The organism is Nitratireductor sp. J20-h4 (assembly GCF_056780505.1).
Map to the genome: position 1 here is coordinate 3317873 of NZ_CM165557.1, position 20665 is coordinate 3338537.

General features: G+C 66.3%; 19 protein-coding genes. 5 read left to right on the forward strand and 14 right to left on the reverse strand.

The features are described 5' to 3' along the window. Window positions 1-288 precede the first annotated feature (288 nt). Entirely contained in the window at window positions 289-1197 is a 909-nt protein-coding gene (locus ACT2B0_RS15995) for a dihydrodipicolinate synthase family protein (protein WP_473459150.1), read from the reverse strand. A 129-nt stretch (window positions 1198-1326) separates the two neighbouring features. Here ACT2B0_RS15995 and ACT2B0_RS16000 point away from each other — a divergent pair, with 129 nt between their 5' ends. The 5 genes from ACT2B0_RS16000 to ACT2B0_RS16020 all read left to right on the forward strand — a co-directional run bounded on the left by ACT2B0_RS16000 (window position 1327) and on the right by ACT2B0_RS16020 (window position 6387). After that, the gene (locus tag ACT2B0_RS16000; protein WP_473459152.1) at window positions 1327-1965 is read left to right on the forward strand and encodes a GntR family transcriptional regulator; all 639 of its coding nucleotides are present in this window, start codon (window positions 1327-1329) and stop codon (window positions 1963-1965) included. Between the two features lie 136 nt (window positions 1966-2101). Next, window positions 2102-3622 carry a UxaA family hydrolase gene (locus ACT2B0_RS16005; protein WP_473459154.1) on the forward strand — a complete coding sequence of 507 codons (1521 nt, stop codon included), beginning with the start codon at window positions 2102-2104 and terminating at the stop codon, window positions 3620-3622. Window positions 3623-3799: 177 nt separating this feature from the next. After that, on the forward strand, window positions 3800-4780 hold the full coding sequence (locus ACT2B0_RS16010) for a helix-turn-helix transcriptional regulator (RefSeq protein WP_473459156.1): 981 nt from the start codon (window positions 3800-3802) through the stop codon (window positions 4778-4780). 207 nt (window positions 4781-4987) lie between these two features. Continuing rightward, window positions 4988-5785, forward strand: coding sequence for an SH3 domain-containing protein (locus tag ACT2B0_RS16015; protein ID WP_473459158.1), 798 nt, complete (start codon window positions 4988-4990; stop codon window positions 5783-5785). Window positions 5786-5844: 59 nt separating this feature from the next. After that, a complete protein-coding gene (locus tag ACT2B0_RS16020; protein ID WP_473459160.1) occupies window positions 5845-6387 on the forward strand; it encodes a hypothetical protein in 543 nt (180 codons plus the stop codon). Between the two features lie 152 nt (window positions 6388-6539). Here ACT2B0_RS16020 and ACT2B0_RS16025 read toward each other — a convergent pair whose 3' ends face one another. The 13 genes from ACT2B0_RS16025 to ACT2B0_RS16085 form a co-directional block, all read right to left on the reverse strand. Beyond that, a complete protein-coding gene (locus ACT2B0_RS16025; RefSeq protein WP_473459162.1) occupies window positions 6540-7586 on the reverse strand; it encodes a permease in 1047 nt (348 codons plus the stop codon). A gap of 435 nt (window positions 7587-8021) precedes the next feature. Then, window positions 8022-9137 carry a nucleoside hydrolase gene (locus tag ACT2B0_RS16030; RefSeq protein ID WP_473459164.1) on the reverse strand — a complete coding sequence of 372 codons (1116 nt, stop codon included), beginning with the start codon at window positions 9135-9137 and terminating at the stop codon, window positions 8022-8024. Window positions 9138-9150: 13 nt separating this feature from the next. Beyond that, the gene (locus ACT2B0_RS16035; RefSeq protein ID WP_197434996.1) at window positions 9151-10011 is read right to left on the reverse strand and encodes an ABC transporter permease; all 861 of its coding nucleotides are present in this window, start codon (window positions 10009-10011) and stop codon (window positions 9151-9153) included. Between the two features lies 1 nt (window position 10012). Next, window positions 10013-10915 carry an ABC transporter permease gene (locus ACT2B0_RS16040; protein WP_473459167.1) on the reverse strand — a complete coding sequence of 301 codons (903 nt, stop codon included), beginning with the start codon at window positions 10913-10915 and terminating at the stop codon, window positions 10013-10015. 53 nt (window positions 10916-10968) lie between these two features. Further along, window positions 10969-12315 (reverse strand): ABC transporter substrate-binding protein, encoded by a 1347-nt coding sequence (locus ACT2B0_RS16045; protein ID WP_473459169.1) that lies wholly within the window; start codon window positions 12313-12315, stop codon window positions 10969-10971. A 21-nt stretch (window positions 12316-12336) separates the two neighbouring features. Next, on the reverse strand, window positions 12337-13398 hold the full coding sequence (locus tag ACT2B0_RS16050) for an ABC transporter ATP-binding protein (RefSeq protein ID WP_473466036.1): 1062 nt from the start codon (window positions 13396-13398) through the stop codon (window positions 12337-12339). A gap of 128 nt (window positions 13399-13526) precedes the next feature. Continuing rightward, window positions 13527-14945, reverse strand: coding sequence for an L-fucose/L-arabinose isomerase family protein (locus ACT2B0_RS16055; protein WP_473459171.1), 1419 nt, complete (start codon window positions 14943-14945; stop codon window positions 13527-13529). Window positions 14946-15061: 116 nt separating this feature from the next. Further along, window positions 15062-15799 carry a GntR family transcriptional regulator gene (locus ACT2B0_RS16060; protein WP_473459173.1) on the reverse strand — a complete coding sequence of 246 codons (738 nt, stop codon included), beginning with the start codon at window positions 15797-15799 and terminating at the stop codon, window positions 15062-15064. 44 nt (window positions 15800-15843) lie between these two features. Next, window positions 15844-17322 (reverse strand): aldehyde dehydrogenase family protein, encoded by a 1479-nt coding sequence (locus tag ACT2B0_RS16065; RefSeq protein WP_473459175.1) that lies wholly within the window; start codon window positions 17320-17322, stop codon window positions 15844-15846. Beyond that, window positions 17319-18239: a tagatose 1,6-diphosphate aldolase gene (locus ACT2B0_RS16070; RefSeq protein WP_473459177.1), complete on the reverse strand. Its 921-nt coding sequence runs from the start codon at window positions 18237-18239 to the stop codon at window positions 17319-17321. Before ACT2B0_RS16070 ends, ACT2B0_RS16065 begins: the two co-directional genes overlap by 4 nt. Continuing rightward, window positions 18236-19255, reverse strand: a complete 1020-nt coding sequence (locus ACT2B0_RS16075) for a dihydroxyacetone kinase subunit DhaK (protein WP_473459179.1) — start codon at window positions 19253-19255, stop codon at window positions 18236-18238. The genes ACT2B0_RS16070 and ACT2B0_RS16075 overlap by 4 nt, the downstream gene beginning before the upstream one ends. After that, window positions 19252-19800: a DAK2 domain-containing protein gene (locus tag ACT2B0_RS16080; protein ID WP_473459181.1), complete on the reverse strand. Its 549-nt coding sequence runs from the start codon at window positions 19798-19800 to the stop codon at window positions 19252-19254. Before ACT2B0_RS16080 ends, ACT2B0_RS16075 begins: the two co-directional genes overlap by 4 nt. After that, window positions 19797-20633 (reverse strand): sugar phosphate isomerase/epimerase family protein, encoded by an 837-nt coding sequence (locus ACT2B0_RS16085; RefSeq protein ID WP_473459183.1) that lies wholly within the window; start codon window positions 20631-20633, stop codon window positions 19797-19799. Before ACT2B0_RS16085 ends, ACT2B0_RS16080 begins: the two co-directional genes overlap by 4 nt. Window positions 20634-20665 lie beyond the last annotated feature (32 nt).

The window sequence follows — 20665 nt, forward strand, 5'->3', positions numbered from 1 at the left end:
TTCGGACATGTCCCGGTTCCGGGTGGAACCGCGACCGTCTCTCGTTCAGTCGGCCCGGTCGCCTGCCGCGTCCGGACACTGGGTCCGGACGCGGACTGACGCGATGTCAGGGCCGACCGGATCGGTCATCGCCGCGCGAACGGTTCTCCTCCCGTCCGGCGCCAGGCGACTGGTTCATGCGGGACAGCGGTAAACGCGCCCTTATCATTCGTCTTCGTCACGCCACGCGCCCTCCGCCGAAACGGGGATGCCGGGCGCGCAACCGCCTCCGACCCGGGGCCGGCCGCGTCAGGCCGCCTCTGCGGCCCGCTGCTTCAGCGCGGCGATCGCCGCCTTGACCACCGCCTCGACCTCGGCCCGCTCCTCACCCACAAGATCGAGCCGCGGGCGACGGACATGTTCGGGCGCGCCGTAGACGAGATGCTCGGCAAACTTGATGTACTGGACGAGCTTGACGCTGGTATCCAGATGGAACGCCGGCATCAGCAGCCGATAGAGGGCGCGCGCCTCGGCGTAGCGGTCGGCCTTGCACATCTCGAACAGGGCGACGCACTCGGCCGGCCACACATTGGTCATGCCCGATACCCAGCCGACCGCACCGACGGCGACGCTCTCCACGATCAGGTCGTCGATGCCGCAGAAAACCGCGTAGCGATCCCCGACCCGGTTGTAGATGTCGGTGATGCGGCGCGGGTCGCCGCACTCTTCCTTGACGCACATGATCGTGTCGACATCGGCGAGCGCTTCCAGCTCGTCAGGCCCGACATCGACCCGGTAGGCGAGCGGATTGTTGTAGATCATGATCGGCAGGTCGCTCGCCGCACCGACGGCGCGATACCATGCGACCGTCTCGCGCGGGTCGGTGCGATAGGCGAGGCTGGGAAACACCATCAGCCCGTCGACGCCCATGCGGAGATAGTCGCGCGCAGCCGCCGCCGCGGCGTCCTCGGAAAGATCGGCCAGACCGGTCAGGACCGGCACGCGGCCCGCCACGACGTCGCGCGCCGCCTCGATGACGGCTTCCCGCTCATCGGCGCGCAGCGACGCGTTTTCACCCAGCATCGGCAGCATGATCACCGCCGAAACCCCATTGACCACCAACCGGTCGACGCTTCTGCGCGTGGCGTCGAGATCCAGGCTCCCATCCGCCTTGAGTTTCGTCGTTACGGCTGGGAACACCCCGGTCCAGTTGATCATTGGTCGTCCCTCTCATTCTGCAGACCGGTCGCCACCGGCTATTTGCCGAATGTATACATTCTTCATTCGACCTTGCAAGAGGGAAACGAAACGCATAGCAATATTTGTCACCAGATGGATTCCCGCTCCATGAACAAACCCCTGATCGAAAAGAACACGGTTGCCGACCAGGTCTGCGTCGAGCTCAGGCGTCGCATCGTTGCCGGCGAGTACGAAAGCGGCATGCGGCTGCGGCAGGAAGAGATCGCCGCCGAGCTTGGCATCAGCCGGAGCCCGGTGCGCGAGGCGCTACGCCAGCTCGAGGCCGAGGGGCTGGTCACGCTCACCTCGCAAAAGGGCGCCAAGGTCGCGCCGATTCTCGCCGAGGAGATCACCGAACTCTTCGAACTCCGGCTGCTGATCGAGCCGCACCTTCTCGCGCTGGCGATCCCCGCCAGCACCGAAGCGGACTTCGAAGCGGCCGAAAAGACCATTTCTGAGATGAAAAACGCCGATATGTCGCAATGGAGCAAGCTGAACTGGCAGCTTCACTTGCAGCTCTACCAGCCTGCCCAGCGGCCGACGACACTTGGCAAGCTCGAACGAATCCACCAGACGATCGACCGCTATCTGCGCGTTCAGGTGACGCTGACCGACGGCCGCGAAAAGGCGCATGAAGAACATCAGGCGATCCTGCAGGCCTGCCGTGATCGCGATACGGAACTGGCCACGGCAATGCTGCGCAGTCACATCCTGGCTGCGGCGCGCTCCTCGCGCGGCGTGAGCTAGGCCCGCGCCCGCGGGACTTTGCGCGCCGATGCAGGGGCAGCCGGCGAGCGCCAGCGCGCCGTATGCGCATCGCCCCTCGACGGCGGCGTCTAAATGTGCTCAAAATGCATAATGTCGACATTTTGAGGAGTGAGAGATGCCCGACCGTTTGCTGCGGCTATCGCCGAACGACCACGTCGCCGTCGCGCTGACGGCGCTGGAACCGGGCGAGACGCTGTCGCCCTTTTCAGACGCCACGGTTCGCGACCCGGTGCCGGCCGGGCACAAGGTGGCGCTGCGTCCGGTCGGGACGGGCGAGCAGGTTCTGCGCCTCGGCCAGCCGATCGGCATCGCCGCCAGGCTGATCGCGGCGGGCGAGCATGTCCACATGCACAATCTCGACTATCCGGGCTCGCTCGCCGGCCACACCATCACCGTGACTCCGCCGCCCGCTTTGACCAACCGGGAGCCGCCGACCTTTCTCGGCTATCGCCGCGACGATGGCCGGGTCGGCACGCGCAACTATATCGGCGTCCTGACGACAGTGAACTGCGCCGCCGGGGTCGCCCATCTGATCGCCAATCGCTTTGCCGACCCGGCCTGGCGCAACGACCATCCCCATATCGACGGGGTGGTGGCGCTGAGCCACGGCAGCGGCTGCAGCGTCTCTGACGGCAGCCCCTCGATGGACATGCTGCGCCGGGTGCTCGCCGGGTATGCCCGCCACCCCAATTTCGCCGGCGTGCTGATCGTCGGCCTCGGCTGCGAGGACAATCTGATCGAGCTTTTGTGCGAGCAGGAGGGGCTTGAGCTCGGCGGCACGGTGCGCAGTCTCACCATCCAGGAGGTCGGCGGCACCCGCGCGACGGCCGATGCCGGCGCCGCGATCGTGCGCGAGATCATGGCCGAGACCGGCAACCAGGGCCGCGAACCCTTTCCGGTTTCGCAGCTCTGTGTCGGCCTGCAATGCGGCGGCTCCGACAGTTTTTCCGGCATCAGCGCCAATCCGGCGCTCGGCGTCGCCGCCGACATCCTGGTCGGTTACGGCGGAACCGCGATCCTGTCCGAAACGCCGGAGATCTACGGCGCGGAGAACCTGCTCCTGCAGCGGGTCGCAAGCGAGGATGTCGGCCGCCGGCTGATCGAACTGCTCGACTGGTGGAAGGACTACACCGCGCACGAGCCCAAGGGTTTCGACAACAACCCCTCTCCCGGCAACCGCGCGGGCGGCTTGACGACGATCCTGGAAAAGTCCCTGGGTGCCCTGTCCAAGGGCGGTTCGACGACGCTTATGGAGGTCTACCCCTATGCCGAAGCCGTGCGCAAGCGCGGCCTGGTGTTCATGGATTCGCCCGGCTACGACCCGATCTCGGTCACCGGCCAGATCGCCGGCGGTGCCAATCTGATCTGCTTCACCACCGGGCGCGGCTCCTGTTTCGGCTGCCGGCCCTCTCCCTCGCTGAAGATCGCGACCAACAGCGCCATGTATCGGCGCATGCAGGACGACATGGATGTCAATTGCGGCACCGTGCTCGACGGCGAGGCCTCGCTGGAGGAAGCCGGCCAGGCGATTTTCGAGGCGATGGTGCGCACCGCCTCCGGCGCGCCGACAAAAAGCGAGCTGCTCGGTTACGGCGAGCACGAGTTCCTGCCCTGGCACGTCAACGCCTGGGTCTGAGACCGGCCCGGACAGGCGACCGCCACGACGATGCAAACCGCAAGCGTGGGCTTGACAGTGCCGCCGATTTTGCTGCCATCGGCGCGCCGCGTCCGTTTACAGGACGCGGCGGTCTCGAAGCGACGACGCTCGACATGTGGCGCGGCACGGGCACCGGAATGAAAGACGAAGCGGCCGATGCGGGAAAAAGCTGAAAATATTTCGGAATTTCTTCTCGGCCTTTACGCCCACGCCGCCGAATCGTCCCCGGACGAATTCCGCCGCCAGACCTTGCGGCGGCTCGGCGGGCTGATCGCATTCGACTTCGCGCTCTGGGGCGGCGGCCGAGCCGACGACAGACAGGTGAGCGACCTGACCGCGCTCGGTCAAACGCCGCGCGTGCTCGATGACTGGTCGGCGGTGGCCGACACGGATGCCTTTTGCGACATCACGCTGAACCGGCTCGGGCAGACCGCGCGTTTCGACGACGTCGAGAACTATCGCCGCACCCCCGCCTACAACGAGCACTGGAAGCGTTTTGGCGCCCGGCAGATGATGGCCACCATCGCGGCCGAACCGCAGGACGGGTATGTCAGCTTCGTCGGGCTCTGTGCCGACACCGAAAACGCGATCTTTTCCGATACCGCGCGCAGGCTCAAACACACGCTGATGCCGCATCTGTCGGCTGCACTGCGCATCAACCGGCGAACGACGCTCTACCGTCACGCCGACCGCGACGAGGCCGTCGGCCTGATCGATCGCGACGGCTGGGTGCTGGCCTCGCACGGGGCGTTTGCCGAATTGCTGCGCGGCGAGTGCGACCGGCCGGACCGGCTGCCGTCCGCGCTGCGCGCCGCCCTGCCGCGCGGGTTGCCCTGGCAAGGCCGGACGATCGCCGCGACCGCGGAAAAGCTCGGCGAACATTTTTTGCTGCGTGTGCGCCGTCTCGGACCGCTGGCCCGTCTGTCCGCCCGGGAGCGCGAGATCGCCCGACATTACGTCCACGGCCTGACCTATCGCGAAATAGCCGGCACACTCGGCATCGCCCCGTCGACGGTCCGCAACCACATCTTCAATCTCTACGCAAAGCTCGAGATCGCCAGCAAGATCGAACTGGCGCAACTCCATCGCCAGGAAACGGGCGCCGCGTCGCGTGCCGGTGCGCCGCAACCCGCCTGATGCGCGCCTCGGCGCCTCCTTGTCTCAGCCTCACGGCACTTGCTTTCTTCTCACATAGTCGGCGGTGGGGCATTTGGCCCATTCACGCCGAGCGTACCTGTTTGATATTGCTCTTTGACGCGCCGCTAGCGGATCGCTCGCGACGGCAATCTGTACTGCGGCTACGATCACGCCCGGGCTAAATCGCACATGGCGGAGGATGAAGAAATGAGACAGGGACGCGACGGCGGCAGGAAACTCCTGATGGGATGGGTGATCGCGGCCGCGCTCGCCGCCGGTTCCATGCCGGCGCGCGCTGAAATCGACGGCCATGGCCCCGACGCCTGGCGGGTGACCGGCGTCGCCGCACGCGACGTGCTTTATGCCCGCATGGGACCGGGAACGGCCTATCCGGTCTTAACCCGGTTCTCCTCTGACGAGCGCGGCATGCAGCAGGTCACCTGCGTGCCCTATTACACGCCCGCCCATCGCGCCGCGATGTCGCCGGCCGAATTTTCCGCCCTGCCGCCACGCTGGTGCCTGATGCGCAGCGCGGACCTGGCCAGGGCCGGCTGGGTCAACGCCGCCTATCTCGACCCCGATCATGGCGGGCCTGCCGGCGGCGACGTCGGCCACGAAACGGGCGACGATCTCATCGTCGCGGCGGAGGAACTGGTCAGAACCCTTTATGAGATGCGCTCGATCGAGGATTCGGGCGGCAACACCGGGCTCTACCGTCTTCAGGGTGCAAAACGCTATTTCCATCTCGAGGTCGCCAGGGCGTTCGTGTCGGGCCAGGCCGGCGCCGATCCGATCTATGGCGCGCAGGATTTCGACGGCCGCTGCGAGGAGCCGCGTCGGGACGCCGACAGGCCGATGTTTCGCGGCATGATCACCGTCCATGTCGACTGCGTCAATTTCGGCCGGCCGCAACGCGCGACCTACAGCCTGCGGGCCGATCCCGATCAGGCGGGAGCGCCTGTACGGATTTTCCGTATCGATCATGACGGCTGGTCCTTCCCCTGATGTCTCCCGCGCCCTGCGCCGCTACGTCCCCATCGCCACCGCACGAGGAAACCTGGATCATGCACAGTTCCGTTCGCCGCATCGCCGCACTGACGCTGACAACCGCCGTGGTCCTGTCCGCGGGAAAGTCCATCGCGGTGGAAACCACCCCGCTGGGGACCGTCACCGCGGTCATCGACACGCAGGCCTATCAGGGCGAAACGCTGCGCGTTCCCAGCGAGGGCTCGGCGACGGCGACGCTGCGTGATTTCGGCCCGCTCAGCCGCGTCTCCGTTCAGGCACACGCCGTGGGCGGCAAGAGCCGGATGACGAACGTCCTGGTCCTGGAGTTCTCCTTGATGGGTGCGGGACCGGACGCGCCGATTTCCGATCTGAACCTGTCCTGGTGGCCCGAAGGCATGGGCGCGCCGTTTTATGTTGCCGGCGACGAGGGCGGCTCGGTCGAGATGACCCTCGACGCCCTGACGCTCGCCGGCGATCCCGAGATATCCGGTGCCTTCGTCGCACGGCTCTGCCGCAAGCAGGGCATGTTTTCAAAGCCGGATGCCGACGCTTGTATCGACGCGAACGGCACGTTCGAGACCACTTTGGTCAAGGAGTAGGCCGGCACCAAACGGCTCCGGCGTGTCGGCCAGGAAATTGCCTGGGCCGCGTCCGCGGCCGGCTTGACCGGCGGACAGGCCGGGCGGCCGTGCGGCGACGAAGCCGGTCTTTGCTCTCCGGGCCACGCTACGACCCCGGGCCTATCGAGCCGTCATAGCCATGCCTGGTAGAGAAATCCGCTCGCCAGCGATCCGGCCAGAGCCAGGACGATATAGAGGGCAAACACCGGACGGCGCACGAGGGCGAAGACCGCGATCGCCGCGGGCAGCGACGTCACGCCGCCGGCCACGAGAAAGGCAAGCCCTGCCCCCGGCGCCATGCCCTGCTCGATCAGGCCCGACACCAGCGGCAGCGCCGCATAGCCGTTCAGATAGGCCGGAACGCCGACCAGTGTCGCCGTGACGATCGGCACGAACCCCGAACCGCCGAGCGCCAGGGCGATCCATTCCTGCGGAACATAGGCCAGCATCAGGCTTTCCAGCAGAAAGGCGAGGCTGAGCCATTTGACAAGAAACAGCGTCGCTGCGCCGGCTGCGCGCGCAAAGCGGGCACGCCGCTCGGGTTCGGACCAGAACGCCCAGGCGACCGCGCCTGGCGCGCGGATTGCAGATGCGCCGCAGCCGCCATTGCCAACGCCCGGCCGCAGCGGCTCGCCGAGAAACCCGATCCGCATCAACGCATGGGTCGCATAGCCGCCGAACAGGCCGAGCCCCACGGCCGCGAACGTCTTGGCGAGCGCGAACTCGAACCCGAGAAGCCCGGATGTCAGAACGAACATTGACGGGTCGATCACCGGTGAGGCGAGCCAGAACGCCATCACGCCGGACAGCGGAACCCCCATGGTCAGAAGCGCCGCGATCAGCGGGATGACCCCGCACGAGCAGAACGGCGACAGGGCGCCAAAGGCGGCGGCGACCGCGATCATGACCAACGGCGAACCGGCAAAGACGCGGGCGATCAGAATGTCGGCGCCGCTCGCCGTCGCATAGGCCGCAACCGCGATCGAAAGCACGAGATAGGGCGCCGTCTCGATCAACGAGCCAATCACGAACCCCAGGCTGAGCCGCGCCTGGGCCGGCGCCACGACGGCGAGCAGGGCCAGGATCAGGGCGGTGACGAGCCAAACGCCGCCGCCGCGCCACGCCTCGCGGAAAAGTCCGGATCCCCGATTTCCGATCCGCAAAAAAGTTTCCGTCATTTCGACCTGTCCGTTTTCGCTTTCATCGCACAAAGGACACGCTTTGCCGCGCCATGATCCGACACGCCTTCAGCGCGCGAACGCGTCCGTCGCTGTGGCAGCACGCCCACAAACTATATATCTAGTTTTTTAGTTTAATCAAGTGTCTTCGAGCCCGGTCAACCGGGTTCCGGAGATCGACCTGCGCGCCGTCGCCGCCTCGAAAGAGGTCCTCGATACGGTCCGCCGGGGGACCGCGCTGCGCATTGCCCACGCAGTTAACCATCCGGCAGGAGCAAAAGCCCTGACCTGCCGCGGACAGACACCGGCCTTTTGGGCAGCGCCACCCGGCCGGCAATCGCCTCGATCAATTGTCGCTGTCCGTGAAAACCGCGCGGCTGGAGATCGGCTTTCCCGCCCCGGTCCGGTGGAACGAAACGGCGCCGGCTTGACGCCTCAGCGCGGCGGCTGGCGCTCGAGCACGGCGTAGAAATCCTCAAAGATCGCGTCCCGGTTGATGTCGAAGGCTTCCAGCATCGCATGCCGCCCGCCGGGATGGCGCCAGCAAAGCTCCTCGTCGAGGACGGGGGATGTCGTCAGCGTGGTGGCGACGTAGCCTGGGTCGAACAGCCAGGCGATGTTGATCACGTCCCAGATCACCCAGGTCTTGGTCTGCGGCTCGCTGATCGCGAACATCTCGTGCAGCGGATTGTGGGTGTAGAGATGGAAGAGATAATCGCCGATGGCGCCCCGGCCTTTGACGAAGCGCTCCATCTCCGGCAGCGATATCTTGAGCTGCGCGCCGACATGGTAGCCCGGCAAATAGACATGCGGCACGCCGCAATCGAACAACAGCCGCGAGGCCAGCCGGTCCTGCACCAGATTGAGCGACGGCTTGTTGGAAAACGGCGCGTGCGAGGGAAAGCCCGAGGTCCACACCACCACGATGTTTTCGATGATGTCGGGTGCCATCAGCAGGGCCGAGGCGACATTGGTCAACGCCCCCATCGCGGCGATGTAGAGCGGCCCGTCGCCTTTGGCGCGCGCGCGCTCGATGATGAACCGCGCCGCCGGCGTGTCGAGCGGTTCCTCCAGGCTGGTCAGATAGCCGGGCGAGCCGCGAAACGCCTTGCCGGCGGCCGGCAGATGGCACTTGTCGAACACGCGCAAAATTTCCTGATAGGAGAGCTCCGCACCCTCCTCGGGCCCGACGAAGCGGATGTCCTCGGCCCGCCGCCCGGCCGCGACCACCCGTTCGGCCCAGCCGCCGAGCCCGCCCATGAAGCGCTCCTCCTCGGCGTCCTTTGGCCCGCCGGCGCGCACGATTTCGGTGCTGCGGATCAGCCCGTCGCGATGATGCGCAAAGGAAAACGGCACCGCGGTCACCCCTTCCAGATCGAGCCGCCCGGGACAAAGCAGCGCCCAGGCGAGCGCGTACTGGTCGTCGATCTCGTTGGCCGCGTCGGTGTCGATGATCACCCGCGGCCGCGCCGCGGGTCGTCCCAGACGTTCTCTCACCAGCTCGGGAGAAAGAGTGGGGAAGCGCTCCAGGATCGAAGCCGGTGTCGTCATGATGGTCGTGTCCTCAATTTCCGAAACCCTTGCCGAACGCCTCTTCCTTGATGAAGCGTTCCGACAGGATGAGCAGGATGATCCCCGGCAGGGTGACGATCAGCGTGATGCCGGCGGCCGAGGCGTCGAGCGTGCCGCCGGAGATCTTGGAAAACAGCAGCGTCGGCAGCGTGACGATCTGGCCCTGGCCGAGGAAAAAGGTCAGGAGGAAGATGTTGGTCGACACCAAAAAGGTAAACAGCGCCCCCGCCACCACGCCCGGCAGCAGCATCGGCAGCGTCACGCGCCACAGGATCTGCCGGCGATTGGCGCCCAGGATCATCGCCTGTTCCTCGAAATCCCGGCCCAGCCCCTGATAGACCGCCGTCAGCATGCGCACCATGTAGGGAATGGTCGGGATCAGATGGGCGATGATGATGCCGACATAGCTGCCGGCCAGGCCGAGCCGGATGAAGATCATCAACAGCGCGATGCCGATGGCGGCCTCCGGCACGATTAGCGGCAGGGACAGGAAGAACTCGAACGCGCTCTTGCCGCGAAAGCGCTCCCGCGCAAGAACCCTGGCCGCGGGCAGGCAGATCGCCAGGCAGATCACCGTGACGACGCTGCCGATGAAAACGGTATTGACCGTCGCCTCCCAGACCCGCGAATAGGGCGAGAACACATAGTCCCAGGCGAGCGGCAGCATCGACTTGTCGCGCTGCTCCAGCCACCAGGTCGACGGCAGCAGGTCCGGCCAGGCCCAGCGGAATGCGAAACTCTGGATCAGCAGCGGAATGAACGGCCCCAGAATGAACCCGGCGATCACGATCAGATAGAATTTCTGAAACGGCGACAGGCGCTCCGACAGGCTCTGCACGTTTTTGAAGGCCATCTCAGTTCCGCCCCATATTCATCTCGTAGCGCCGGTAGGCGGCCAGATAGGCGAAAAGGATGACCCCGGAGACGAGGCCGATCGACACCACCGTCGCCATGCCCTGAAGCTGCAGCGTGTAGTCGGCGTCGTTGAAATAGCGCCACGCCACCACCGGCAATGTGTCGGGAAAGCCGCCGCCGAGGATGAAGGGCGCTTCGAAGGCGCCGACATTGAAGGCGAAGCAGATCAGCGTCGAGGACACGATACCGGGCAGGATCTGCGGCAGGGTCACGCGGAAGAAAATCGTCTTGCGGTCGGCCCCCAGGATCGCGGCCGCCTCTTCCGTCTCGCGCCCGATACCCAGCAACACCGCATAAACGGCAAGCGTGATGAAGGGCACCTGTTTCCACACATAAACGGCGATGATGCCCCAGCCGTAATGGGTCTTCAGGATCTGCGGAAACTGGCCCGGATCGTCGATCAGCCCGGCAAAGGCGGCGAGCCTCGACAACATGCCGCCATTGCTCAGCATCAAGACGGCGAGCGCGATGCCGACCGTATAGGGGATCATCAGCGGCAGCTTGTAGAGATATTTGTAGAAGGTCTTGCCGGGAAACGCCTTGATCAGGGCCAGCGCGAGCAGCACCGCCAGCACCAGCGCGATCACCGTCGACACGGTGGCGTAATAAAGCGTCAGCCCGAGCGACCACCAGAACGATGCCGACGACCACAGCGCCCCGAAATAGGAAAAATCGGGAAACGTGTTGACCCCGAACCAGGGCGCGAAGCCGAGCGACTGCAGCACCGCCAGCACCAGCGCCCCGCCGAACAGCACGAACAGCACCGCCAGGATCGGCGTCAGTTGCAGGATGACGCGCAGCCGCTCCCGTCTGCGCATCGTCTCGTGTCGTGCCTGTGTCACCGTAACCTCCGGGCGCGGGCAGCCGCCGCCGCGATGCGGCGGCGGCGATACCGTTACTTGCTCAGGTTTTCCGCCGCGCGCGCGACGATGTCGGCGATCGGCGCGTCGCTGCCGCGCTCGATATAGTCCAGCCAGGTCGCCTCGATCACGTCGACCAGAGTGGCGTTGGTGTCGGGGGCGGTGTTGGCGTCGAGTTCGGCCGGGTCCACGCCGGTATGGCCGGGCGAGGCCGCCGCGAGTGCTGCCGCGTCTTCATCCGACAGTTTCCAGGGGTCGATGCCGGCCGGCATGCCGACATTCTTCAGCTTGGAGACCTGCGAAGCGACCGACGTCATGTAGTTGACGAGCACCAGCGCCGCGGCCGGGTTCGGCGCGTTCGCCGGAATCGCCAGATAGTTCTTGTTCTTGATCATGTTGCCCTTGGGAAAGATGAATTCCTGCGCTTTTTCCGGATAGGTGCCGGTCGCAAGGCCGGTCGCCACGGCATAGAGGCCGAACTTGCAGTTGAAGTTCACCTCGCCGTTGAGGAACAGCCCGTCCAGCGCGGCATTGTCTTCGGGATAACGCGGCTTGCCGCCATTGGCGTCCAGAAGCAGCGGCTCCAGCCCCTTGAGGTATTCCAGACCCGGCGTGATCAGGCGGGCGAGTTCGGCCGCACCGATCTCGTCGAGCGAGGCCTGGAAGGCCTCCGCGCCGTTGCCGTCCGGATTATGCGCATAGATCGCGGCCTGGACGAAGGTGTTGCCGAGATAATGCGGCGGCTTGATATAGGTGAACTTGCCCGGATTCTTCTCCAGATAGGCGCGCAGTTCCTCAAAAGTCGACGGCACATCGCCGGCCTCGACCCGGGCCGCATTGACCGCGCACACATATTGCTCGCCCGACCACGGCATTTCCTTGCCCTCGGTCTCGACGCCGAAATCCCGGAAATTGAGCAGCGAGCGGCTGTCGGACTCATCCCATTCGATGTTGACTGCGTTCGGCAGCAATTGTGCGAAGCTGCCGAACAGCGCGTCCTGGCGTTTCAGGGTGGCGAAATTCTCGCCGTTCAGCCAGATCGCATCGACGCTGCCTTCGCCGACGCCCTTGCCGGAGTTCATCTCTGCCAGCACGAGGTCGATGGCGTCCTTGGTGCCGGTGATGCGCACGGGATTGAGCTTGACGCCCTCCGCCTCGAGCGCCGGCGCGACCACGCGGTCCATCCACACGTTCAAGACGTCGTTGCCGCCCCAATAATAGAGATTGACGGTTCCTTCCTCCTTGGCCCGCGCCTGAACGTCCTCCCAGCCGGCCGATCCGTCCAGAAACGCGGCGCGGAACTGCTGGGCCTGTTCATCGGCAAAGGCCGCTGTGCCGTACATCACGAGCGCGGCGGCGAGAAATTGTGGGGTCGATCGCATAGTTTCCTCCCGTTGGTGCAATCAAGTCTCGGTTTGGATCGTTCGTCTGGGCATCAGCCAGATCCGGTCCGGCGCAATGTCGAGCCACACGGTGCTGCCGACATCGACAAGCCGGCGCGACTGCTCGCTGACGGATAGGCGCGCCTCGCCGCACGCCACCGTGTAGTTCACGTTGGCGCCGAAAAAGTCGCGCGCCACGATCTCGCCGGACAGCGCCTGGTGGGTCGCCGCGTCGGGCCGCTCGAGCATGTCGATCGCCTCCTCGCGCAGCACCACGTCGATCTCCTCGCCGGTCCGCAAATCCGCGCGCGGCGAGACCTTGAGCGTGCCGAAGGCCGTTTCGGCACGGTCGGGCGCGGCAAGCCGGGCGGCAAACAGATTGCTCGCCCCCATGAAGTCGGCAACGTCGGTCGAGCGCGGCTGTCGGTAAAGCGTGTCGGGCGTGTCGTACTGGGCGAGATGCCCGTCGAAAATCACCGCCACCCGGTCGGCCAGTTCCATCGCCTCGACCTGGTCGTGGGTGACGAAAATCGTGGTGATGCCGAAACGCTGCTGGAGATCGCGAATGAAGCGCCGCATCTCGCCCCTGAGCTTGGTGTCGAGATTGGCCAGCGGCTCGTCCATCATCAGCACCGACGGCTTGGTGATCAGCGTGCGCGCGATCGCCACGCGCTGCATCTGGCCGCCGGAAAGCTGGGCGGGAAACCGATGCCGAAACCCGCCGAGCTGAACGACGTCGAGGATCTCGGCGAGCCGTTCTTCGATTTCCGCCTTGGGCACCTTGCGCACGCTCAGTCCGAAGGCGACGTTTTTTTCCACCGTCATGTGCGGAAACAGCGCATAGCGCTGAAACACCATGCCGACATTGCGGTCCTGCACCGGCAGATGCGACACGTCCTGATCGTCGAACATGATCTCGCCGCTGGTCGGCGCTTCAAGCCCCGCGACCATGCGCAAAGTGGTGGTCTTGCCGCAGCCCGAGGGCCCGAGCAGCGCGACCAACTCACCGGATTCGATCGTCAGATCGATATTCTCGATGGCGGTGAAGGTGCCAAAGACCTTACGCACACCGCTGAGCTGCACCTTCGTCAAGCGCCGGTCTCCTCCCTGGCTCTACCGCATCCAACCAATTTGTTAATACAAATTAATTCTAATCACGCGACTGTGTCAACCGGGTTCGGGCATTTCCCGAGGCGGCTGACAAACTGTTTTCAGGCCGGCAAACCGGTGTAAGCGCGGATAGGCCTGAGCCGCGCGAGCGCGCCCCAGGCGGCGAACTCTTCGAACACCTGCGCCCAGCATCCCGCAACGAGAACGAAATGATGTTCGAGCCCGTGTTCCATGACCGTTGTGACGACGTCGTGAGCGCTGAGCGGCCTGTCCGACGCGGGCGCGGCGAAACTGCCCACCCATCCTCGACAGCCGGTAAAGCCGCTCTCCGGCGCGCCGTGCACGGCAGCCTCGAGCGCGAACAGGGCCTGACCGTCTCGCGCGACGCGCAGGATCGTCACCGGACCCTCGGCGAACTGGTAGTCGGCGATCGCGCCGAAACACGGGCCCGCCTCGGTCCCGCGCCCGATCATCGGATGGTTGATCCACGCCGGGCGCTGCTTGGCCATGTAAAGCGGCCCGCCGCCGCCATGCCACATCAGGATGCGGTCGGCGTCGAGATCGGGCGATGTCATGTCGAGCAGGCAGCCCACCCGCCCCGTCGCGGCGGAAACCGCGAGCTGGGTCACCGCGCCGAGCACGTCGCCCTCGGATGCGACCGGCAGATTGTCGACCTCTTCCAGCCAGCTGAAGGCCGCGCCCGGATGCATGCCCGGTGCCTCCTGCAGCGCCGGCCAGTCCGACACCGCCAGCGCATCGTAGTCTCCGTCGCGGGCGATCGCGCGCAGCGCCAGCACGGCGCGCGCGGTGAGCGCCATCTGTTTATCAGACACACCGCGAATATCGGCCGCCGCCGCCATGCGCGAGACCTCCTCGGCGACGGCGCCCTCGCCCGCCGCGGCCATGCCGGCCGTCATGCGATGCATATGGATATGGTCGACTTCGACCCCGAGTTCCGCCTTCAGCGTGTTGATGGAAACGTCCATATTGTAGAAAGTCGGCGCCAGCCCGCCGACGACGCCGATGCGCGCCGTCCGCAGCGCCGCGCGCGCCGACAGCGCCCTGATCGTCTGGCCGAGCCGGGACTGCAGGGCGGGATCGCCGGGCGCGCCGAAATACCACTGCACCGGAGCACGGGCGAGGTCGCGCACGCCGCGCGCAATCGACATGCTCATATTGAGCGACACGAAATTGTTGAGCTGGATGTCGCCTTCGTGGCACGGCTCCGGCGTCGCCCACACGCCCATCGGCACGCCCGCGACGGCGATCTGGCGCGCGACGTCGCCCATCGTAAACCCGCCATGCAGCAGGAGCAGAAACTCGGCCCCTTCCGCCAGGCAGTGGTCGACCGCCTTCTGGGCGGCGCGGCCGTCCATCGGGATCTCCGGCGCAACGACCAGGCGGGCGCCAAGCGCGTCCAGAAACGACTCGAGCATGGCGACGGCCTCGGTGAAGACGCCGTGCCGCTCCGGAAAATAGCTGGGCAGCGACGCCCGGATCAGACCAACGGTTATCGGCATTGCAAACGAGCTTCCCTGTGGAACGGCCTCATGACCGCGCGCCGGTGCTGCGGGCCAGGCGGCGATGAAACGGGCAGAGTGAGCGGCATCGCCGAAACCATGAAATCAAAACCGCGTTAGCTGAGCTGTTCCTGGCGCCGGCTGCCGCCGAGATTGAAGGTGATCGGCGTGTTGCGGAAAACCTCTTCGAAAAACACCGTGCCCTGTTCGTCGTCGAAGGCGGTGCAGGCCTGGACCAGCAGCGGCGTCTGCACCGGCACCTTCAGGAAGGCCCCGATTTCGTCGGACGCGACGCAGGAGCGGATCGTCTCGCAGGCGCGGCTCCACTCCAGGCCGAAACGGCCGGACAGGACCCGCAGGATCGACTGGTCCTGCCCGGTTTCGGGAAAATCCTCTTTTGAGATGCCTGCCACCCGTGCGGTGGGCAGCCAGGTATTGACCAGCATTTTGGGTTCGCCGTCGACGGTGCGCAGCCTGCGGATGCACACCACCGCATTGCCCAGCATGTCGCTGATCGCCTCGGGCGCGTCGTCGTCGAAAAACGTGATGTCGATAAACCTGGCGCCGGGCTCGCGGCCCTCTTTCAGCACCGAATCCGTGAACGAGGTCAGGCAGGTGCTCGATGGCGGCGACAAGGTGTCGACCAGATAGCCGCTGCCTTGGCGCGCGACGAGATAGCCTTCGCTCACCAGCATGTCGAGCGAGCGGCGCACGGTGACGCGGCTGACATCGAACGTGGTGGCGAGCGCGTCCTCGGTCGGCAGGCGCGTGCCGACGGAATAATAGCCGTCCTGCAGGCGCTTGCGCAGCGTGTCGTAGACGCGCTTGTATTTCGGACCCGGCTTGTCGTTCATGGCGTCACCACCCGCATTAAGATCAATTTGTCCGACTCTATTGATCACAGTGTGGATTGCCAAACGCTCTTTGTCTGGCTGTAGAGCGCGATCGCCTCGCGTCCCATCTCGCGGCCATAGCCGCTTTGTCCCATGCCGCCGAATGGCGAGGCCGGATCGGTTTCGCCCCAGCAATTGGTCCAGATCGTGCCGGCTTTCAGCGCCGCCGCCATCCGGTTGGCGCGTCCGAGATCGCGGGTCCACAGTCCAGAGGCGAGCCCGTAGATCGTGTCGTTGGCGCGCGCCAGCACCTCGTCTTCATCGGCAAAAGGCAGCACGCACAACACCGGACCGAAGATTTCCTCGCGCGCGACCCGCATGTCGTCGGCAACCCCGGTCAAAATGGTCGGCGCGACGAAATAGCCGGAGCGATCAAGCCGTACCCCGCCGGTCGCGCACGCGGCCCCCGCGGCGACGCCGTCTTCGACATAGGAAAGCACCGTGTCCATCTGCTTGTGCGAGATGACGGGCCCCAGATCGTGGCCGGGCTCTGCCATGCCCGGTCCCACCGACAGCGCATTCGCCAGCTTCGTCAGGCCGTCCACCACCCTGTCGTGGATCGTCTGATGGACATAAAGCCGGGCGCCGGCGGTGCATGACTGGCCGTTATTGCCAAATAGCGCCCAGAAAGCGCCGGGGATCGCGCGCTCCAGATCCGCATCGGCGAAAAGGATATTCGCCGCCTTGCCGCCGAGTTCCAGCGAGACCTTTTTCAGGTTTCCGGCCGAAGCCTCGACGATCCGCCGGCCGGTTTCCGTCGAGCCGGTGAAGCCGACCTTGCCGACGCCTGGATGGGCGGCAAGCGCTGCGCCGGCCTCGTGGCCCAGGCCCGGCACGACATTGAGCACGCCCGGCGGGAAGCCGATCTCCAGCGCCAGGTCGGCGAGATAAAGTACGCTGAGCGGCGTCTGCTCGGCCGGTTTCAGGACGACCGCATTACCCGCGGCAAGCGCCGGCGCCAGCTTCCACGCCGCCATCAGCAGCGGATAGTTCCACGGCGTGATCAGCCCGCACACGCCGACCGGCTCGACACGCGTGTAGTTGAAACGATCCGGCACCGAGACCGGAACCGTCGCACCCTCGATCTTCGACGGCCAGCCGGCGAAATAGCGAAAATGCCGGGCCGAATAGACCGCGTCGACGTCGCGCGCCACCGCAAACGGTTTGCCGTTGTCGAGCGCGTCGAGCTGGCCGAAAACGTCCCTGCGCGCCTCAACCGCCTCGGCGAGCCGCCACAGAAGCTGGCCGCGATCGTGCGGCGTCATCCGCCCCCAGGGGCCGGCCATGGCCGCGCGCGCGGCCTCGACCGCGGCGTCGATCTCGGCCACGCCGCCGGCGGCGACCTCTGCGATCACCGCTTCCGTCGACGGGTCGACCACCGCCAGCCGCGACGCGGCCGCGACGCGGGCGTCGCCGATCCGCGCCCCCTGCGGCGTCGCCAGGAACGCCTCGACCTGTGGCAGCGGGGAAAGGCTTGTGTTCATGACACCACGGCGGCCAGCCGCGCGAGCCGCTCGCGGCCCGGTCCGCGCATCCACGCTTCGGCCGCTTCCGGCCCCTCGGCGCCGTAAACGGCAATCGCGTCGCTCCAGATCGCACGCCCGCACATGAAACCGGCCATGTCGACGCCCGCCGCCCGCGCCAGGCCGAGCGCGCCCTCGAACTGCTCGAACGTGACCCCGGCGCTCAGATAGACGATCGGAATGTCGCCAGCGGCGTCTGCGGCGCGGCGAAACGCGGCCTCGGCGTCCTCCCGGCTCATCGACGGTTCGCCAAAACCCTCGACAAAATTCAAATTTACCGGGACTTCGACCTTCAAAACGTCGATTTCGAAGCGCGGATCGGCAAAAATACGTGTCGCCTCGGTCACAAGTTGAGGTTTTAGGGCGGCAAAATCCGACGAGGCGCCGTCCGGCACCGCCCGGTCATAGACGATCGGCTCGAACAGGAACGTCACCCCGGCCGCGCTGCATTGCCGGCCGATATCGGCGACGAGGGCGAATTTCCTCTCGTTGATTTCGGCCGGGTCGCGCGGCCCGAAATAGAGAAAGAACTTCAGCACGCGCACACCGAGGCCGGGATAGTCGGAAACGCTTAGATTGTCCGGCAGCACGGTGATCCGGTCTTCGTTGGAGATCCGGTAGACGTCGGCCTCGAAGGCCAGCATTTTCTCGCAGCCCGGCGCGAAATGCGGCAACAACTCGCGCCCATGGGCGGCGTCGACCAGCAAGGTCGTCGCCTGGCCGCTGAGCGCCTCGACCACGAGCTGCTTGAAGCGGAACAGATCGTCCGGCGCCGCCGCCGGCCCGCGCGCCTCGCGCAGCGCCTTTTCCAGCCCGCTGCCCTGGTCGATCGCCACGCCGCAGATCGGCTTTTTCAGGAAAGATCCGGTTGCGGTCATGCGCAGTGGTCCTCGATACGTGGAAAGAAGGGGCTGTCGGAGGGGGCGCACCACAAGTCGAGCATGCGCTTGTCGGGCTCCAGCAGCGAAATCGAAAACCCGCCCATCTCCTGGGTGGTGACGTAGGAGCCGATCATCGGCGCGACCGCGTCGATGCCGCGCCGGGTAAGCGCGGCGCGGGTCTCGCGGTAGATGGTCAAGAGCTCCATCAAGGTGGTGCCGCCCATGCCGTTGACGATCACAGCCGCCTTCGCGCCCTTGGCGATCGGCCGGTCTGCGAGCAGCGCGGCGACCATGCGCTCGACAAGCGCGTCCACAGGTCCGACCTTGACCCGGCCGATGCCGGGTTCGCCGTGCACGCCCATGCCGAGATAGATTTCATCGTCGGGCAGGCAAAACATCGGCTTGCCGGTCAGGGGCGAAACGCCGGGCCCGACCGCCGCGGCCAGCGTCGCGGTGCGCGCGCGAACGGCTTCGCCGAGCGCGACAAGCGCGTCGAGCTCCATGCCCTGTTCGGCCGCCGCGCCCAGGATCTTGTAGATGAACATCGTGCCCGGCGCGCCGCGCCGGTCGTGCAGCCGGTCGCGCGGCGCCGAGGAAATGTCGTCATACATCGGCAGCGCGCGGACCTTCAGCCCTTCTTCCTCAGCCAGCATCACCGCCGCGCGGCCGTTGATCATGTCGCCCGAATGCTGCGAGATCAAAAGCAGGGCGCCGGCCGGTCCGGCGACTTCGCGAATGCCGTCGAGGATCAGATCGGCCGAGGGCGCCGCAAAGACGTCGCCGACCACGTTGGCGTCGAGCAGTCCCACGCCGACGAAGCCTATCGCGATCGGCTCGTGCCCGGACCCGTTGCCGATCAGCAGCGCCACCTTGCGGGCGGGGTCCTTGACCTGCCGCGCCCGGACCACGATCCGCGTGTCCTGCGCGCCGCGCCGAACCTGCGGGTAGGCCGCGACATAGCCGTCGATCATGTCGTCGACCATGCGCTCGGCGCTGTTGAAGAGCTTTTTCACGACACGTCTCCGGTTTCGGCCAGCGTCTCGAGCAGATGAACAACCGAGGTCGCGCCGGGGTCGACATGACCGACGCCGCCGCCCTCGACATATTGCGCCCGCCCGCGCCGCGCGGCCAGATCGCGCGTGGCCTCGCGCCCGGCCGCCGCAGCAGTCACCGCCTGCGCCAGCGAACCGCGGCGGGCAAGCGCGCGCACCGCCGGCGCCAGCGCGTCGACCATGCTCTTGTCGCCCTCGGCCACCTGGCCGAGATCGCAAATGCGCGCCTCGGCCCGCGCCAGCCCGTCGGCGAGCGGCGTGCCCGCGTCGAGATGCAGTTCGATCTCGTGCAGGATCAGCCCGAACAACGTCCCGGAAGCCCCGCCGGACGCACGCATGAACGCCTTGGCCCGCAAGCCGGACCCGGCGGCGGCCGCCTTGACGAGGCCGCGCCGCATCGTCGTGCCGTGATCGCCGTCGCCAAGCGCCGCGTCGAGCGTGTTGAGCGGCTCGACCAGCCCGTCGAAACGGGCGGCGAGTGCGGTGAAATAGGCCTCGGCGCTCATGAAAACACCCGCTTCATGAAGGAAAGCGCCGCGCGCGCGGCCTCTGTCGGATCGGCCTCGATCGCGCGCCAGATGTTGAGATCGGCGCTGGTGGGATGGCCCGGCACGACGAACATCTCCGCCGTCACCCAGCCCCGGTAGCCGATGGCGCGCAGCGCCGCGGCGCTGGCGGCGAAATCGTAGCGGCCCGATCCGGGTACGCCGCGATCATTGTCGGAGACGTGGAAATGGAAAAGCCGGTCGCCGGTCGCCTGGATCGCGGCGGCCGGATCCTTTTCCTCGATATTCATGTGAAACGTGTCGAGCAGCACGCCGATCTGGGCCGAACCGGTCGCTTCGGCGATTGCGCCGGCCTCGGCGGCGGTGTTGGTCAGGTCGGTCTCGAAACGGTTTACCGCCTCGATGCCGAGCCGCACCCCGCCATCGCGCAGCCGGCCGTCGAGACGGCCGAGCGTTTCGGCCGCGCGCGCGGCGCGGTCGGCCTTGCGGGCCGGCTCGAAAACACCCCACGGCGCCGCCACCACGCCGGCCAGGCTTGCCGCGCCGAGCGCCTGGGTCGTGGCGATCGCCTCGGCCATGACCGCCTCGGCCCGCGCGCGCATCGCGGAATCGTCGGAGGTCGGATCGGCATCGGCGCCCAGACCGGTGGAACAGGTCAGTTCCAGGCCGAGCGCCTGCGCCTGGCGCCGTAGGTCCGCGGCCCGATCGAGCCCGATGCCCAGAAGCGAGAGCTCGACGCCGTCGAAGCCGATATCGGCCGCTGTCGCCAAGATCGGCGCCAGGTCGTCCGACCAGCTCCGCATCCAAAGTCCGGCGTGGATTCCGAATTTCATTGCGACATGCCCCAAGGCTAAATGTACGAACA